Here is a 17166-nt window from a genome sequence, read left to right on the forward strand (position 1 = left end):
TTGGCGTAGCGTGTGGGTGGGGATGCACGACCAAGGGGGATGTGTGGCGGACAAGACGAACGACACCGACAATGCAAACGGGTTGGCGCAGCAGAGTCAGGAGGTGACGCTGCCGGCGCTCGCGCAGAGCGAAACGGGAAGAACGCTCGTCACCCTCGTCGACAACATCGGCACGCTGGCTGACTCAGCCGGCCGCGCTGACCTCTCCGACCGCCTTCACCACACACGCGACCGCCTGGAAGACCCGAACGTCCGCGTCATCGTCGTCGGGGAGTTCAAGAAGGGCAAGAGCAAGCTCATCAACGCCCTCGTCAACGCCCCGGTCTGCCCCGTCGACGACGACGTCGCCACGAGTGTTCCGACCGCCGTGGGGTACTCCGAGACGCCGGGCGCCTGGGTCGTCACCCAGAAGGAGGGTGAGCCGGGCGTCGTCGAACGGCTGGAGGTGCCGCTCGAGAACCTCGCCCAGTACGTCTCCGAGAAGGGCAACCCGCAGAACGAGCAGCAGATCGTCGGCGCGGAGGTGGCGCTCCCTCGCGAACTGCTGAAGGGCGGTCTGCGGCTCGTCGATTCTCCCGGCGTCGGCGGTCTCGACTCGACGAACGCCCTCGCCACGCTGGCCGCGCTTTCGAGCGCGCACGCGGTGCTGCTGGTCTCCGACGCGTCGCAGGAGTACACCGAGCCCGAGGTGCAGTTCCTGCGTCACGCGATGCGCGTGTCGCCCAACGTCGCCGCGGTCATCGCTAAGACCGACCTGTATCCGCACTGGCGCGAAATCGAGCAGATCGACCGGGGCCACCTCGGTGATGTCGGCGAGGTCCCCGTCTTCTCCGTCTCGAGCGATCTGCGCCTCATGGCCGCCCAGCTCCAGGATCGAGAACTCAACGACGAGTCGGGCTTCCCCGCCCTGGTCTCGCACCTCCGTCGGGATGTCCTCGGACGTGCCGAGGACATTCAGGCTCGCTCGGCTGTTCATGACCTGGTCTCCGTGGTCGACCAGCTGCAGATGTCGCTCACCACCGAGTTGAACGCCATTCTGCACCCCGAAGACACTCCGCGCATGATCGCGCAGCTCGAAGACGCCAAAGCCCGTACGGAGGAGTTCCGTGGTCGGTCGTCGAAGTGGCAGACGGCTCTGAACGACGGTGTTGCCGACCTCATCTCCGACATGGAGCACGACCTGCGCGACCGCCTCCGCCGCGTGCAGCGCGAGGCCGAGAACGCCATCGACGAGGGTGACCCCGGGCCCATCTGGGAGCAGATGACGGACTGGCTCGACCAGCGCGTCTCGGCTGCGGTGTCCGAGACCTTCGTCTGGACAGACGAGCGCTCGCGCTGGCTGTGCGAAGAGGTCGCGGATCTGTTCCAGGAGGGTGAGACCGAGATTCCGCTCGTCTACGTGGCCGATACCGCCGGCGTGCTTGACCCGATCGACCAGATCTCCCATCTGGATGCGGGCACCCTCGGCGCAGGGGAGAAGATCTTCATCGGCGTCCGCGGATCCTACGGCGGGGTGCTCATGGTCGGGCTCGCGACCAGCCTCATCGGCCTGTCGTTGATCAACCCGCTCTCCCTTCTCGCCGGCGTGCTGGTGGGACGCCGCGCGTATCGCGAGGACATGGGCAACCGGCTGTCGCGGCGCCGCTTCGAGGCGAAGAACATCGTCCGCAAGCACATCGACGAGGTCATCTTCCAGGTCTCCAAGCAGTTGAAGGACCGCCTTCGCATGGTGCAGCGTGCGGCGCGCGACCACTTCGGCAGCATCGCCGACGAGCTTCATCGCTCGCTGTCGGAAGCCGTGCTTGCGGCCAAGCAGGCTGCAGGCTCGTTCTCGGCGAACCAGGACCAGCGTGTCAAGCAGCTGCAGGCCCAGATCGCCCAGATCGAGACGGTGCGGTCCAAGATCCCGAATGTGCCGGCCATCAAGCAGCTGGAGACCGTGCGGCGGTGACAAGTTCGGTACGCGACGACGCGGCGAAGCTGCTCGCGTCGGCCCTGGAGCTCTACGATGAGACGTCCGACACCCGGACGGCTCTCGACGACCTGCACCGCCGCCTCCACGAACCCCTGCGGCTGGCCCTGGCCGGCATGGTCAAGGCGGGCAAGTCGACGCTTCTGAATGCGATCCTCGGAGAGAAGCTCGCTCCCACGGACGCGGGGGAGTGCACCCGGGTGGTGACGTGGTACCGCTACTCCACGACCCCGAGCATCACGCTGCACCCGCACGAGGGGGAGCCGCGACGGATGCCCATCAAGCGCGAGGCGGGGCGTCTCGTGCTCGAGCTCGACGGCGTCGCGGCCGAGGAGGTCGCCTGGATCGACGTCGGCTGGCCGTCCTCCGGTCTGCGCTCGGTCATCCTCATCGATACCCCCGGCATCGCCTCGCTCTCCACGGATGTCTCCGCTCGGTCCACGGCCTTCCTCGTGCCGGAAGCGCGCCCCTCATCGGCTGACGCGATCATCTACCTCATGCGGCACCTTCACGCCTCCGATCTGAAGTTCCTGGAATCTTTCCGCGACACGGCGGCGGGGTCATCCGAGACCGTGAACGCGGTGGCGGTGCTTTCGCGTGCCGACGAGATCGGCTCCGGACGCATCGACTCGATGCTCTCGGCGCAGAAAGTCGCGCGACGGTACGAGAGGGACGGGGACCTGGCCTCGCTGTCGCTCGGTGTGGTTCCCGTGGCCGGCCTTCTCGCCGAGAGTGCGAAGACGCTCCGCGAAGGCGAGTATGCGGCGTTCAAGGCACTCGCCGCCCTGCCGCGCGACGATCGTGAACGCCTCATGGTGTCGGCCGATCGCTTCGCCCGTCCGTCCGAGGTGACGACCCTGAGCGAGAAGGCTCGGAGGGACCTCCTCGCCCGTTTCGGCATCTTCGGTGTGCGTCTGGCGGTCGCCTTGATCCGCGGTGGTGCGTCGACCTCCACCGATCTTGCCGAGCAGCTGGTGCAGCACAGCGGTCTGAATGAGCTGCAGGGGTTCGTCCGCGAGCAGTTCCGCACGCGAGGGGCAGACCTGAAGGTGCGTGGCGTCCTCGACGGACTGGAGCAGACCATCCGCGATGATCCTCGGGAGGGGACGCAGTCCATTCTCGCCGGGATCGAGCGGATCCGCGCCACCGCGCATACGCTGCGCGAGTTGTCCCTGCTGTCTCAGGCGAAGGCGTCGGGGCTGCCGCTGCGTGTGGCCGACTCGGCCGTGGCTGAGCGGATCATCGGTGGTCAGGGGGTCACCGCTACCGCTCGACTCGGACTCGACGACGAGGCGACCGATGCGGCAATTCGCGAAGAGGTCGACACGCAGCTCGCCTACTGGCGTTCGCTGAGTCAGTCCCCGCTCACCGAGCGGGCCGCCGTCGAGGTCTGTCGCGTGGTGATCCGCAGCCTTGAGGAGATCGTGTCAGAACTCGTCGCCGCCCCCGGCAGGACGCACGTCAACCCGACGGGCAGTCCAGCGCAGAGCGTTCGGGAACGTGCTGAAGAGCAGCGCGAGGACGGCGAGACCGGCCTGAGCGATGAAGAGCTGCTCGAGCATGGCTCCGTACTCTCCGGTCCCGACAAACTCTAGGGCGATCAGATAGACGACGCCCATCACGATGGTCGTCCCCAGCTGCCACCACCGGATATTGGGTTTGCGTCCGGAGAATGACACCAGCTGCACGATCTGGAAGAGCAACAGCGTCACCATGATGCCGAAGACCGACCAGAAAAGGATGTCGGCTGCCGACTCATAGGTCGCGTCTTCGCGTCCTTCGCTGACGCCTCGGATGACGTCCTGGATGAGCGGAAGCTGGTCCTCGCGGATGACGAAGTAGAACACGACAGCCACGGCTCCTACGGCGAAGCTCAGCACCCAGAGGAACTGGGCCATGCGCACCGTGAAAGGAGGCGGCGCCTTGGCCATGACGGGCGCAGCAGAGGGGTTCACCAGCGCGGGACGCTCCGGGGCATCTCGCTTGGGCTGGAATCCCCTTCGCGGAGTCGAGACGACCGGACCCTGCGGAGGCGCCGGGTCGGTGTAGAGCGGCACCGGCTGCTGTGGCCCGGAGCCGGGCGCGAACTTCGCCTGGCTCACCGGGACCTGCACCGGCTGGATGCGGCCGAGCGTTGCCCCCGACTGTGCGGGAGGTTGCCCGGGATACGGCTGCGCGCCCTGCGGTGGTCGCTGAGGTGGTTGCCCCTGAGCGCGCTGCTGCCCCTGGGGGCGGTGCTGTCCCTGGCCCGGCGCCTGCTGCCCTTGCGGGCGCGGCTGTCCCTGGTTGGGTGACTGCTGGCCCTGTGGGCGCGGCTGTCCCTGTGGGCGCGGCTGTCCCTGTGGGCGTGGCTGTCCCTGTGGGCGCGGCTGTCCTTGGCCGGGCACCCCCTGCCCCTGAGGACGCTGCTGGCCCTGGTCAGGCGCCTGCGGAGAGCCGTTGCCCTGTGGAGGAGTCTGTCCCTGCATCTGAGCCTCCGGCGTCGGCGCCTGCGTGGGCACCGCGTTCGCCGGACGCTGGCGGTCACGGCGCTTCTTTTCGGTCGCCGCGTGCTGCGCGAGGACATCGTCCACGAAAGAATCCTCAGCCGCGCGCCGGCTTGGGGCATCGGCGCGCGGCTGAGGGGGCTTCTGATCGTCGGTCACAGAAGAACCTTACGGGGAGACCGTTACGGCTGGTCAGTCTCCTCTGTGTAGACGATCGCGTCGTCAGAGGCGATGTTGCCACTGTTGTCGTAGTCGTAGGACTCCTCGACGACGACCTCGGTGGTGTCGTTGAACGAGTCGTCCGCCGAAACATCGGCGTCCACGTTGGTCGACTCGTCGTTGAACGACTCGTCTGCCACCACCACGACGTCGGTGTCGGTGTTCGTCGACTCGTCGTCGAACGAATCCGTGATGTCGACGTTGGTCTCTTCGTTGCCGATGGAGACATCGCCGACAGTGACGTCGGTTTCGGAGTTGTCGACGGACGCGTCATCGCCGGCGGCGATCGACTCGTCGCCCGACGCGACATTGGCTTCCTGGTCGAAGATCTGGTTGACGTCGCCCTCGGCCCAGATGTTCTGGTTCACCGACTGGTCGACGATGGTCGCCCGGTTGTCGATGTGGAAGTTGTTGGCGATGTTCCAGATCTCCTTCTCGACCGGCGGCTTCGGGCCGGGGCCAGGAGGATTGGGGTGCGGCGTCGGGTGCACGTCGGGGCGGTCGACGATGATCGGGGCGACAGCCCGAACGTCTTCCGCGGTGCACTCGGCGAGGCCGGCGCTGGCGAGAGCGGCCTCAGGGTTGGCGTCATATTCGGCTGCTGCGTCAGGATCGTTCAGCAGGCTCAAAATGAACTCGATCAGTGCATCGGCGATGGTCGCCAGCGGTGTAGTCATAAGTCGGCTCCTGTCTCTGCGAGACTCTTTTCAGAGGCTATGCGTTGGTCTTCGGTCTGGAATCGGGGGTTAGCCCGAAAAGTCGTGGGGGTACTACGGGGTTCCCCCGATACGTAACGGCTCATCCGGTGGCTCCCAGAGTGACGCGCAGTTTCGCAATGAGATCCGACCGCGAGGTGGCGCCGAGGCGCCGCTTGATCTGCGCCATGTGGTGCTCCGCTGTCCGAGGCGAGATGAAGATCTCTTTCCCGATTTCCGCATAGGTCTTCCCCTGCAGGACGAGCTCGGCGACTTCGCGCTCACGTTCGCTCAGAACGTTCGGCGCGGCCGTCCGCGTCGGCCCCGTGTGAGGATCGGCATCTCCCGGGCGGGGCGTTTCGCGGGGGTGCAACTCCCGGGCGCACGCGAGGAGTCGTGAACTGACCTTTCGGTCATCAGATCGCCGTGAACCATGACCTGCCAGGCGGGCACCGTCCCACGCGAGACCTACCGAGGCCAGTCCCCGCGCAGCTTCTTCCACGGCGTCCGGGTCTACTTTGCCGGCCAGAACCGACGTCCAGACCCGCCCGGCGTGGGACATCTTGGCAGCGAGCGGGTTTCGTCCGGCCGCTGCCACGAGCGCGCGAGCGTGAGGTGCAAGGTCGTCAGGATGGTTGATCACGATCCCGCGCTGAATGCCGGCCCAGTGCAGGGGAGCGGACCATAGCGTCGGCTCGCCCAGTTCGGTGACAAGAGCCAGACCGCGGTCGAACGCTGTTTGCGTCCAGTGCATGTCGCCGAGACGAGCTGCCACGATCACCAGCTCGCCGAGGGGCAGCAAGAGGTAGAGGTCGATCTCAGGCCGCGTCGCACGCGACTTCACCGACGCCCACGTCGCCTCGAGGGTGGGCGTGTCGTCATACCGACGTGCCAGACCCACCGCGATCGCAGCGGCGATCAGATCATCGCGGGGCGACAGGCGGCCGCCCTGGGTCGCCGCTGTCAGCAGCGCCCGCGCCTCGGCGGGCTGCTCCCGCTGCAGTGCGACCCAGGCGTTCCACAGCTGGAGATGCGGAAGCCAGCGGGTGCCCCCCTGCCGTGCCCGCAGGGCGTCGTCGAGGACGGCGTGTGCCGCAGCGACATCTCCCAGTCCGACGGCGACGATGGCCGCGACGACGGCGGGCAGCTCGGTGGCGGGCGATGTGTCGTGACCCGCGTTCGCCAGGTCCGATGCCCGTCGGAGATCGTCGAGGGCACTGCGCGAGTGCGTCGCCTGCAGCGAGGCGCGCAGTCCCCGTGCCAGCAGCTGCATCGCGACCCCGTTCGCCGACGGCGCCGAGCCGGCCGCTCCCGAGGCATCCGGCGCCGGATCCCCGTTCTGGGCGGCCGACCCCGCGCCTGCCGCCGTGACCAGAGCTCTCGTCTTTGCCGCGGGGGAGAGCGGGGGGACGGCGAGGTAACTCTGATGCGCAAGCGACATCAGTCCGCGGTCGGCCCAAGTGGCGGCGACCGCGTCGGCGAGAAGATCATGGTCGGAGGGCGAAGGGACGAACCCGCCGGCGTCGCCGGCGACCTCGTCGAGAAGAGCCCCCGCCGCGTCGACGTCGCCCGCGGCCCACAGCGCGTGCGCGTGCGACGCGGCGAGGACGCGTGGGTCGGAGCCGCAGCGGATCGCGTACTCGAAGAGGGTGACGGCCAGCCGCGGATCGCGACCCACCTCACGGCGAGCGCGGGCGGCGAGTCGGTCGCCGAGGAGCGGGTCGACGATGCCGTCGAGGCTCGTGGCGATGTCGGAACCGGGGATGAGGTCGAGGGTCCCGGCTTCGACGAGATCGACCAGGCGATCGACCGGCACGCTTGCGCGCGCCGTCATCGCCACGACCGGAGCGGGGCGGCCATTGTGCAGGAGCAGGCCCTCGGCCCGTCCCTCGGCCGAGAGCTCGGCCTGCGCCTCGCGGTCGTCGCCCTCCGCGTCGCTCACGCCCAGGCTCAACGACTCGATCCTGCGCCGAAGGCGCGGCGAGACGGTCTCGAGCCGGTGGCTGATCCGGCGCATCAGCGCGCGCGTCACATCGGCGTGTGCCTCGTCGTCACCGCAGTCCCGCCCCTCGTAGGCGAGGGCGGCGTGGGCTTGGGCGCACTCGAACACCAGCCAGGCGATCCCGCCGGTAGCGCCGAGGATGCGTTCCTCGCATTCCACCGCAGCATCGGGCAGGAGCTCCCGCAGCTCGGCGAGGGTCACCTCGCCGAGGAGGATCGCGGGCGCATTGCGCTCGACAGCGCGCGTCAGCTCGAGGAGCTCCGAAGGGGCCGGCCAGGAGCGGTACGCGATCACCACGGCCGCATCGGGGCGGTGGGCGCGATCGATCAGCTGAGACAGACGTGCCGGGTCGAGCGTGTGGGCGTCATCGACCAGGAGCGCGACATCGTCGGGGATCGTCGAGATGCGATCGCGTGCGGACAGCAGCCTGACCGGCCGGTCATCGGCTTCGAGCTGGGCGTGCAGGAAGCGGAGGGCGTCGGTCTTTCCCGAGCCCGAGCCCCCCACGATGGCGGCGCGGACCGGCCGGTCCGTCGCGACGATGGCGTGCAACGCGGTCAGCGCGTGAAGCGCACGGGGCATCATCGAGGCGGTCCGGGTGTCCGACGAACTGTTCAGCAGAGTCGTCATCGGAGAGCTCACCGGGTCAGGCGGGGTTGTCGGGGCTCGGGGTGGACTCGGCCGGCGGTGATTCCGCAGGCGGGTCGGGTTGCGGCGCTTGAGTCTGAGTGACCTCGGGCGCGGGCGTTGTCTCCGTGGGCGTCGGGTCCGGCGTCGTCTCGGTCGGCGTCGGGTCCGGCGTCGTCTCGGTCGGCGTCGGGTCGGGAGTGGTTTCCGTCGGCGTCGGGTCCGGCGTCGTCTCGGTGGGCGTCGGGTCCGGTGCGGACGTGCTCGGGTCGGGCGCGGGAGTCGATGTTCCCGGCGCGGGAGTGCTCGTCCCCGGCGCCGGCGTGCTCGTCCCCGGTGCGGGCGAATTCGTGCTCCCGCCACCGCTCGTCTGCGAGGGCTTCGGCGACGACGGCTTGCCCGAGGTCGGTGACTGGCTGGCGGCCGGCTTCTTCTCCGGGGGCGGGTCTCCGCGTTACGCTCGGCAGCCTGCTTGCGCTGGTTGGTGGCCTTCGGCTTCGACTGGCTCGAGCCTCGATCCTGCTTGGCCTGGGGTGCCTGCGCCTGTGGGCCGGCGGCGACCGGGTCGGAGGTCGGAAGATCACCGACGGCCGCCGGCGACGGCGTGAGCTCCACGTCCACCCATTCGCGCAGGTTCTCGGTCGACGCGGTGGTGTCGAACGTGCCGGCGCCGAGCCCGCCGGCGCTGGCGAAGACCAGGCCCGTGGCGATGACGAGGGCGCCCGCTCCAGCGGCCGCAACGGCGGGCACGCGCTGGTACCAGCGGCGCGCCGCCTTCTGCTCGGCCGGACCCTTGGGGTCGAGCACGGCGAGGTCGGTCGTGGCAGCAGCCGCGGCATCCGTTGTCGCCAAGACACCTGCCGCGCCCACCGCAGCGCCCGCGGGAACGAGCGCAAGGGTCGTGGCCGACTCATCCGCGGTCACCGGCACGAGGGCGCGGGCCGCGCCCAGGGCGATGGATGACTTCGGGTCGGCGTCGATCGCGATCGGTCGGTCGAGCCGCTCGGAGAGGCGCTCGGCCACGAGCGGGATCCGGGACGAACCGCCGATGAGGAGGATGCTCTCCAGAGCCTCGGGCTCGAGACCGGCCGAGTCGAGCCCGTCCTCGAGGGTGTCGATCGTGCGCTCGATCGAGCCGTCGATCATCTCCTCGAACTCCTGGCGCGTCAGGCGCACGCTGGTCGCCCCGGAGGGGAGCAGCACCGGCACGGTGACGTCGGAGTCGAACGAGAGGGCTTCCTTGGCCTCGACGCACTCGCGGCGCAGCTGCGCCAGCGCGAGGCGGATGTCGGGGTCGGCGTCGTTGAGGTCGGCTTCGGCGACGCCCGACGAGCGCAGGACGTGACGGAAGACGGCGTCGTCGAAGTCGGCGCCGCCGAGGTTGTCGATGCCCACCGGGATGCCCACGGGAGCGAAGGAGCCGTCGGCGCTCTTGCGCAGGATGACGGAGTCGAATGTGCCGCCGCCGAGGTCGTAGACGGCGAGCGCCTGCCCGGCCTCCATCACCCGGCCCGACTCGTAGTGACGCGCCGCGGCTTCGGGCTCGGTGATCAGGTGCACGTCCTTGACGCCCAGCTTGTCGAGCGCCGACAGGATGAGGCCGATGCGGTGGGGACCCCACGCGGTGGGGTGGGTGAGCATCACCGCCGCGGGGCGGGAGCCCTCGCGCTCGACGACCGCGTCGACGACGGCCGACACGGTGTGCGCCCACAGCTTCTCGGCCGGGATCGAGCGTCCGCCGGCGACCACCGGCACGTCGTCGCCGATGCTGCGCTTGAACTCGCGCACGAGCCGCTCGGGCTGCGTGATACCGCGACGTTCGGCGGCGTCTCCGATCAGCAGTTCGCCGTCATCAGCGACGAACACCACCGTAGCGGCGCTGTCGTTGCGACGGCCCAACGGGAACGGTGCCGCGACGATGCTGCCGTCGGGCGCAGTGCGCGCCGTTGCCGCAGCGATCCGCGTCGTTCCGACGTCGATCCCCAAAAAATACGTAGCCCCAGTAGCCAAGTTCTCATCTCCCCCAAGAGAGTCGATTCCGGAACCTCCCCAGGTTCCGCCCCAATTCGACTCTATTTGCCGCGTTGTTCGTCACTGAGTGGTCTCAGCTGTGAGAGCGGCGTCCCACCTCGGATGATACACACCTCCTCGGACCTCCGGTAGGTGGCCGGCGACCGTTTCCCCGTGCGTCGCGACCTGCTAGTGTGCGCGCTCCGAATCTGGCACTCACGTTGCGAGAGTGCCAACGGTTTGCCTACACTGGATTAGCACTCTCAAGGTATGGGTGCTAACCAGTCTTCATCTCAAGAAAGAAGAGGTAGACCGTGACGGTTTCCACTCAGGTTTCCATCAAGCCGCTCGAGGACCGCATCGTCATCAAGCAGGTCGAGGCCGAGCAGACCACCTCGAGCGGTCTGGTCATTCCCGACACCGCCAAGGAGAAGCCCCAGGAGGGCGAGGTCGTGGCCGTCGGCCCCGGCCGCATCGACGACAACGGCAACCGGATCCCGCTCGACGTCGCCGTCGGCGACCGCGTGATCTACTCCAAGTACGGCGGCACCGAGGTCAAGTTCGGCGCGGACGAGTTCCTCGTCCTCTCCGCCCGCGACGTGCTGGCGGTCGTCGTCCGCTGAGTCCATCTCGGCGACACACTCCACGGGGGTCGGATGCTTCGGCATCCGGCCCCCGTTTCGTGTGCGCGTGCGACGTCGAACAGGCCACGGATGACCGATCGGCCCGTCGTCCGTCCCGCCACCCGCGCGTAGGCTGAATCGGTGACGCGCGAGACGACCGAAAGGGCCGGGGGAAACGCCCCGCCCACGGATCCGACACGCGAACGCACACTCGGCGCCATATATGCGCTGGCGGCCTACCTCATCTGGGGTTTCCTGCCGCTCTACTTCTTGCTGCTCGAACCGACGGGTGCGTTCGAGGTCGTCGCCTGGCGCATTCTGCTGTCGCTTGTGTTCTGCGCGCTGCTGCTCGCGGTCACGCGTGGCTGGGGGAAGTTCCTCGTCATCCTCCGCACCCGCCGGTTGCTGCTGTGGACGGCGGTCGCCGGCATCCTCATCTACATCAACTGGCAGGTGTTCCTGATCGCCGCCCTCACCGGGCATGTGATCGAGACGAGCCTGGGGTACTTCATCAACCCGATCGTCACCGTGCTGCTCGGTGTGGTGGTGCTGCGCGAGCGCCTGCGGATCACGCAGTGGGTCGCGCTCGCGATCGCCGCCGTCGCCTGCATCGTCATCGCCGTCGGCTACGGCGCCTTCCCGTGGATCGCGCTGTCTCTGGCGTTCTCCTTCGGTCTCTACGGTCTGGTGAAGAAGCAGATCGGCCCCTCCGTCGACGCTGTGAGCGGCCTCACGCTCGAAACCCTGTGGCTGACCCCCGTCGCCGCCGTCGTGCTGGTGAGCGTCGGGGTCACCTCGGGCATCACGATGGGCACGGCGGGTGTCTGGCACGCCGTGCTGCTGTCGCTGGCGGGCGTCGTGACCGCCACCCCCCTCCTCTTCTTCGCCGCCGGCGCGCGGCGCGTTCCGCTCAGCCTGATCGGACTGCTGCAGTTCGTCGCGCCCATCCTGCAGTTCCTCACCGGCGCGTTCCTCCTGGGCGAGCCGATGCCGCTCGAGCGATGGATCGGCTTCAGCCTCGTCTGGATCGCCCTCGTCGTGCTCACCGTCGACTCGATCCGTCACGCCCGCCGCGGAGTGTCGGATGTCGGCGCGGTGACCTGATCGGTCAGGTCAGCCAGTCCGACAGCCGGGTGGGCGCAATCCTGGCGTTCTCGCCGGGGAGCAGTTCGTCACGCTCGATGGCGGCGCCGAAGTAGAGCGCGCGCGGGTCGGCGATGACGGGTTGGTCGTCGCCGATCGCCGCCAGGCAGCGCGAGACGAAGTCGGCGAGGGCCATCACCTCGGGCCCGGCGATCTCCGAGGCGCCGCCCGACGGCGCCTCGTCAGCGAGACCCGCGAGCTGCACCGCGACGTCGTCGCCTGCGATCGGCTGCACCTCGGCGTCGGCGACGCGCACGTCATCCGTCCCTGCGGCGCGCGCCTGGGCGCCGATCTGCGCACCGAACTCGAAGAACTGCGTGGCCCGCACGATCGAGAACGGCACCCCCGATCCGCGCAGAATCGCCTCGCCGTGCGCCTTGGCCCGGTAGAAGGGGATCGGCTGAGGATCGCGCTCGGTTCCGACCGCCGACAGGGCGACGTGATGGAGGACGCCCGCCCGCGTCTCTGCTGCGACGAGGGTGCGCGTGGCGAGGTCGATGTGCCGCCAGACCTCGTCGGGGTCGTAGGTGCGGGGTTTGGACACATCGATGACGACGGATGACCCGGCGAGGGCGTCGTCCACGCCCGCCCCCGTGACGAGGTCGACCCCGGTCGAGGGTGAGGCCGCGCGCACCTCATGCCCGGCGGTCCGCAGAAGCGCCGTGACCTTGCGCCCGATAAGACCGGTGCCGCCAACGACCGTGATGCGTGTCACGGGTGTCATCCTCCACCCTGTTGCGCGATTCGCGACCACTTCTTGCACAGTGCCGCCAGGAGCCTGCGCAAGCGTTACAGATCGTTAACGAACGGCAACATTGGCGAGACTCGTTCGCGATTAGGTTTGTCCCACTGGAAGCGGCTTTCCCGAGCCGTTTCGCACCCTTACACAGCAAGGAGCAACATGAGCGTCTTCACTCGCTCGCGCAAGCGCACCGTCCTCGGTGCCGTCGCGCTCGCAGGCGCCAGCGCCCTCGTCCTCGCCGGATGTTCCGGCGGCGGTGGCGACACCGGTGGCGACAGCGCTGAGCCGTCAGCCGCGGCACCCGGCGAAGAACTCGCCCTCAAGATCGGTACGGCCCTGCCGCAGACCGGTAACCTCGCCTTCCTCGGCCCGCCGGAAGAAGCCGGTGTCGGCTACGCCGCCTCGCAGATCAACGAGGTCTCCGAAGAGACCGGTCTGACGATCGACGTCGTCTACGGCGACTCGGGTGACACCGACAACAAGGCCTACGAGACCGAGATCCCCCGCCTCCTCGGCGAGGATGTCTCGGCCATCATCGGCGCCGCCTCGTCGGGCACGTCGCTGCAGTTCATCGACCAGGTCGTGGGCGCGGGCGTCATCCAGTTCTCGCCGGCCAACACCTCCGACGCGTTCACCTCGTACGACGACAACGGGCTGTACTTCCGCACCGCACCGTCCGACGTCCTGCAGGGTGAGGTGCTCGGCAACCTCATCGCCGAAGACGGCAACCAGACCCTCGGCATGATCGTCCTGAACGACTCGTACGGCACCGGCCTCGCCGGCTACGTCACCGAGGCGTTCGAGGCGGCCGGCGGCGAGGTCGTGGCCCAGCCGACGTACAACACCGGTGACACGAACTTCGACGCTCAGATCTCCGAGGTGCTCGCCGCCGACCCCGACGCGATCGCCCTGATCACGTTCGAAGAGGTCACGACGATCCTCCCGGGTCTGCTCGGCTCGTTCCCCGCCGACAAGCTGTACTTCGTCGACGGCAACCTGTCCGACTTCAGCGAGGAGCTCGAGCCCGGTGCCCTCACCGGGGCGAAGGGCACGCTGCCCGGTCTCTCGATCGACTCGATCGGTGACTTCACCGCATCGCTCGACGAGTGGGTCGCGGCCGAGGGCCTGCCCGAGCTCACCGAGTACAGCTACGCTGCCGAGTCGTTCGACGCGGTCGTGCTGCTGGCTCTCGCGTCGCTCGCCGCGGGGTCGACCGACCCGGCCGACATCGCCGAGAACCTCATCACCGTCTCCGGTGGCGAGGGCGATGGTGAGAAGTGCACCAGCTTCGCGGAGTGCGCCGACATCATCCTCGGTGGCGGGACGGCCGACTACGACGGCGTCTCGGGTCCGATCACCTTCGACGAGGTCGGCGACCCGACCGAGGCGTCGATCGGCATCTACCAGTACGGCGAGGACAACACCTACTCGGCGTACGAGGGCTGATTCAGCCTGATACGGCAACGGGCCCCGGAGTCATCGACTCCGGGGCCCGTTCTCCTGCGCCGCGAGGGTGCACGCGCTGCGCGCGGGGGTGCACGCGCTGCGCTCGGAAGTGCGCTCTTCCGCGCCGACGAGGGGGTCGGCGTCACCTCGTTCTGCGTGCCTGCGTTGAGGTGGCGCACCTGGTCGGATTGGGCGCTCCGACCCGACCATGTGCGCCACCTCGGGCTGGTCGCTCCCGCAAAGGTGGCGTGAATGGTCACGTTGAGGGTCTCAGTATGGCCATATGCGCCACCTCGATCAGGGGCGCCGGGGTGGGCGGTCGAGCGCAGTCGCGAAGGTGGCGTGAATGGTCACGTTGAGTGCCTCATCGCGGCCATATGCGCCCACTCGACCGGGGGCGGCGGCGGCGCAGCCGAAGGGTCGCGTCGCGCGCTCCGCGCGCGTCAGGCGCCGAGCGTGCCGAGGTAGAGCTCGGTGACCTTGGGGTCGTTCAGCAGTTCACGACCGGTGCCGGTGTAAGCGTCGCGCCCCTGGTCGAGGACGTACCCGCGGTCGCAGATCTGCAGACAGCGGCGCGCGTTCTGCTCCACCATGATGCAGGTCACACCGGCCTTGTTGATCTCCGAGACCCGGATGAACGCCTCGTCCTGCCGAACGGGGGAGAGGCCCGCCGACGGCTCGTCGAGGAGCAGCACCTTGGGGTTCATCATCAGCGCACGGCTCATCGCCACCATCTGACGCTCACCGCCCGAGAGCGATCCAGCGCGCTGCTTCAGCCGCTTGCCGAGCTCGGAGAAGATGCCGGTCACGAACTCCAGGCGCTCCTTGTAGGCACTCGGGCGCTGATAGAGCCCCATCTGGAGGTTCTCCTCGATGGTGAGGCTGGGGAAGACGTTGTTGGTCTGCGGGATGAAGCCCACCCCGCGTGCGACGAGCTTGTTGGCCTTCAGACCGGTGATGTCGTCGCCCTCGAGCGTGACGGTGCCCTTCCGGATGTTCACCTGCCCGAAGATCGCCTTCAAGAGCGTGGACTTGCCCGCACCGTTGGGCCCGATGATGCCGATCAGCTCGCCCTGGTGGGCGACCAGCGAGCATCCGTTCAGGATGTTCACGCCGGGAAGGTAGCCCGCGTGGACATCGTCGACGAAGACGACGGGGGTTCCGGTGGCCGTGGCCGCGCCGGTCTCGGTGGGGGTGCTCACTTGTGCTCCTCCTGCTGCTCTTCCTCGGCCAGGCCTTCGTCGACGAGCGTCTGCGCGCTGTACGACGCCGACGCCGCGGCATCCGTTCCCGCATCCGCCTCCACGACGGGGATGCGCCCGGTGACGACACCGAGATCGAGCTCCTGGTGCGCGCCGAGATAGGCGTCGATGACCGCGGGATTCTTCATGACGGATGTCGGGTCGCCTTCGGCGACGATACGTCCCTCGGCCATGACGACCACCCAGTCGGCGATGTGCCGGACCATGTGCATGTCGTGCTCGACGAAGAGCACCGTCATCCCCTCGTCCTTGAGGTCGAGGATGTGATCCAGGAGCGACTGGGTCAGCGCCGGGTTCACCCCGGCCATCGGCTCATCGAGCATGACCAGCGTCGGCTGCGTCATGAGGGCCCGGGCCATCTCGAGGAGCTTGCGCTGACCGCCCGAGAGGCTCGCGGCGAAGTCGGCCGACTTGGCGTCGAGCTTGAACTTCTTCAGCAGACCCTCGGCGCGCTGCTCGATCTCGGCGTCCTGCTTGCGCCACAGCGGCGGGAAGAGCGAGGCCCAGAACTTCTCCCCGCGCTGCCCGGTCGCGCCGAGCTTCATGTTCTCCATGACGGTGAGGAGACCGAGGGCCTTGGTCAGCTGGAAGGTGCGGACCAGTCCCATGCGCGACACACGATAGGCCGGGATGCCGGAGAGGTTCTTCCCCTCGAAGCTCCACGTGCCCGTGTTGGGCTTGTCGAATCCGGTCAGCAGGTTGAACAGGGTGGTCTTGCCGGCGCCGTTCGGTCCGATGAGCGCCGTGATGGCGCCCCGCGGGATCTCGAGGTGCTCGACATCGACGGCGTTGACGCCGCCGAACGAGCGCTGCACGCCGTCGGCGACGAGGATCGGGTCGACCTTCGGCACCCCGGGGCGCACGTCGCCTTTGTGGAGACCGGTGGTCTTCGCGCGCGGCGTGGGGGCGGCCATCGGGTCGACGTCGTCGACCGGCTCGTTGGAGGGCTGGTTATCGGACAAAGGTCAGCTCCTTCTTGTTGCCGAGGATGCCCTGCGGCATGAAGATCACGAGGAGCATGAGCGCGACGCCCACGATGATGAAGCGCAGCGTTCCCGCCTGGATCTGGGTCATGAAGGGAAGGATGCCCGCCGCCACCAACGCCGGGAGGACGTTGGAGAGGAACGTCTGGAGCACCCAGAAGATCAGCGATCCGAGGAGCGGGCCGAACACCGTCGCCGCACCGCCCAACAGAAGCGCCGTCCACACGAAGAACGTCAGCGAGGTCACGTACACACCGGGGCTGACCGCCGAGGGGAGGGCGTACACGATGCCGCCCGCCGCGGCGAGCACACCACCCAGGATGAGGGACTGCATCTTGTACGCGTAGACGTTCTTGCCGAGCGCGCGCACGGCGTCTTCGTCCTCGCGGATGCCCTTGATCGTGCGGCCCCAGGGGCTGCGGGTCAGCATCCACACCACGAGAACGGCGAATGCGAGGGTGAGAAGCCCCATGATCCGCACCCACCACTGGGTCTCGTTGTAGGTGAAGGGTCCGAAGCCGTACGTCCCGTCGGGGATGGGGTTCGCCCCGCGGAAGCTCGCGTGATACCCGCTGAGCCCGTCGGCCGAGCCGGTGTACTCGTCGAACGCGGTGGTGAGGAAGAGCAGTCGCACCACCTCGGCCGCCGCGATCGTGACGATTGCGAGATAGTCACCGCGCAGTCGCAGCGTCGGGATGCCGAGGATGACGGCGAAGACGGCCGATGCCACGAGGCCCAGGAGCGCGGCGAGCCACCACTCCAGTCCGAAGGTGAGCACGCCGATCGCGTAGCCGTATGCCCCGATCGCCATGAACCCGGCGATACCCATGTTGATCAAGCCGGTGTAGCCGAAGTGCACCGCGAGACCGAGCGCCGCGAGGGCGTAGCCGATGGTCGCCGGACTCAGAATCGAGGAGGCGGTGTTGGAGAGGATCTGCAGCCAGTCCATTGCCGGG

General features: G+C 68.4%; 11 protein-coding genes. 5 read left to right on the top strand and 6 right to left on the bottom strand.

What is annotated here, in order from left to right; genetic code table 11:
- Window positions 1-43 precede the first annotated feature (43 nt).
- A complete protein-coding gene (locus FBY40_RS05960) occupies window positions 44-1951 on the top strand; it encodes a dynamin family protein (RefSeq protein ID WP_235014615.1) in 1908 nt (635 codons plus the stop codon).
- The gene (locus FBY40_RS05965) at window positions 1948-3567 is read left to right on the top strand and encodes a dynamin family protein (RefSeq protein WP_141937189.1); all 1620 of its coding nucleotides are present in this window, start codon (window positions 1948-1950) and stop codon (window positions 3565-3567) included. Before FBY40_RS05960 ends, FBY40_RS05965 begins: the two co-directional genes overlap by 4 nt.
- Before the next feature lie 1073 nt (window positions 3568-4640).
- Here the strand turns inward: FBY40_RS05965 and FBY40_RS05975 are convergent.
- Window positions 4641-5354 (bottom strand): IniB N-terminal domain-containing protein, encoded by a 714-nt coding sequence (locus FBY40_RS05975; protein ID WP_141937190.1) that lies wholly within the window; start codon window positions 5352-5354, stop codon window positions 4641-4643.
- 121 nt (window positions 5355-5475) lie between these two features.
- Entirely contained in the window at window positions 5476-10011 is a 4536-nt protein-coding gene (locus FBY40_RS05980) for an Hsp70 family protein (protein ID WP_141937192.1), read from the bottom strand.
- A 314-nt stretch (window positions 10012-10325) separates the two neighbouring features.
- Here FBY40_RS05980 and groES point away from each other — a divergent pair, with 314 nt between their 5' ends.
- Window positions 10326-10634 (top strand): co-chaperone GroES, encoded by a 309-nt coding sequence (gene groES, locus FBY40_RS05985; RefSeq protein WP_124294187.1) that lies wholly within the window; start codon window positions 10326-10328, stop codon window positions 10632-10634.
- Between the two features lie 141 nt (window positions 10635-10775).
- The gene (gene rarD, locus FBY40_RS05990) at window positions 10776-11738 is read left to right on the top strand and encodes an EamA family transporter RarD (RefSeq protein ID WP_141937193.1); all 963 of its coding nucleotides are present in this window, start codon (window positions 10776-10778) and stop codon (window positions 11736-11738) included.
- Between the two features lie 4 nt (window positions 11739-11742).
- Here rarD and FBY40_RS05995 read toward each other — a convergent pair whose 3' ends face one another.
- Window positions 11743-12492, bottom strand: a complete 750-nt coding sequence (locus FBY40_RS05995) for an SDR family oxidoreductase (RefSeq protein ID WP_235014617.1) — start codon at window positions 12490-12492, stop codon at window positions 11743-11745.
- Between the two features lie 186 nt (window positions 12493-12678).
- Between FBY40_RS05995 and FBY40_RS06000 the strand changes: the two genes are divergently transcribed.
- Window positions 12679-13965, top strand: coding sequence for an ABC transporter substrate-binding protein (locus tag FBY40_RS06000; protein ID WP_141937196.1), 1287 nt, complete (start codon window positions 12679-12681; stop codon window positions 13963-13965).
- A 443-nt stretch (window positions 13966-14408) separates the two neighbouring features.
- On the opposite strand, the gene FBY40_RS06005 is transcribed toward FBY40_RS06000, so the two are convergent.
- The 3 genes from FBY40_RS06005 to FBY40_RS06015 are packed head-to-tail and all read right to left on the bottom strand — an operon-like array spanning window position 14409 to window position 17159.
- A complete protein-coding gene (locus tag FBY40_RS06005) occupies window positions 14409-15167 on the bottom strand; it encodes an ABC transporter ATP-binding protein (protein ID WP_141937197.1) in 759 nt (252 codons plus the stop codon).
- On the bottom strand, window positions 15164-16141 hold the full coding sequence (locus FBY40_RS06010; protein WP_141940045.1) for an ABC transporter ATP-binding protein: 978 nt from the start codon (window positions 16139-16141) through the stop codon (window positions 15164-15166). The genes FBY40_RS06005 and FBY40_RS06010 overlap by 4 nt, the downstream gene beginning before the upstream one ends.
- A gap of 37 nt (window positions 16142-16178) precedes the next feature.
- Window positions 16179-17159 (bottom strand): branched-chain amino acid ABC transporter permease, encoded by a 981-nt coding sequence (locus FBY40_RS06015; RefSeq protein ID WP_141937199.1) that lies wholly within the window; start codon window positions 17157-17159, stop codon window positions 16179-16181.
- Window positions 17160-17166: the final 7 nt, after the last annotated feature.

The sequence above is a fragment of the Microbacterium sp. SLBN-154 genome (assembly GCF_006715565.1).
Classification (GTDB): Bacteria; Actinomycetota; Actinomycetes; order Actinomycetales; family Microbacteriaceae; genus Microbacterium.

Coding starts and splice junctions, on each gene's coding strand:
- FBY40_RS05975 (WP_141937190.1), bottom strand. CDS start 5,354: ATGACTACACCGCTGGCGACCATCGCCGATGCACTGATCGAGTTCATT.
- FBY40_RS06000 (WP_141937196.1), top strand. CDS start 12,679: ATGAGCGTCTTCACTCGCTCGCGCAAGCGCACCGTCCTCGGTGCCGTC.
- FBY40_RS06010 (WP_141940045.1), bottom strand. CDS start 16,141: ATGGCCGCCCCCACGCCGCGCGCGAAGACCACCGGTCTCCACAAAGGC.
- FBY40_RS06015 (WP_141937199.1), bottom strand. CDS start 17,159: ATGGACTGGCTGCAGATCCTCTCCAACACCGCCTCCTCGATTCTGAGT.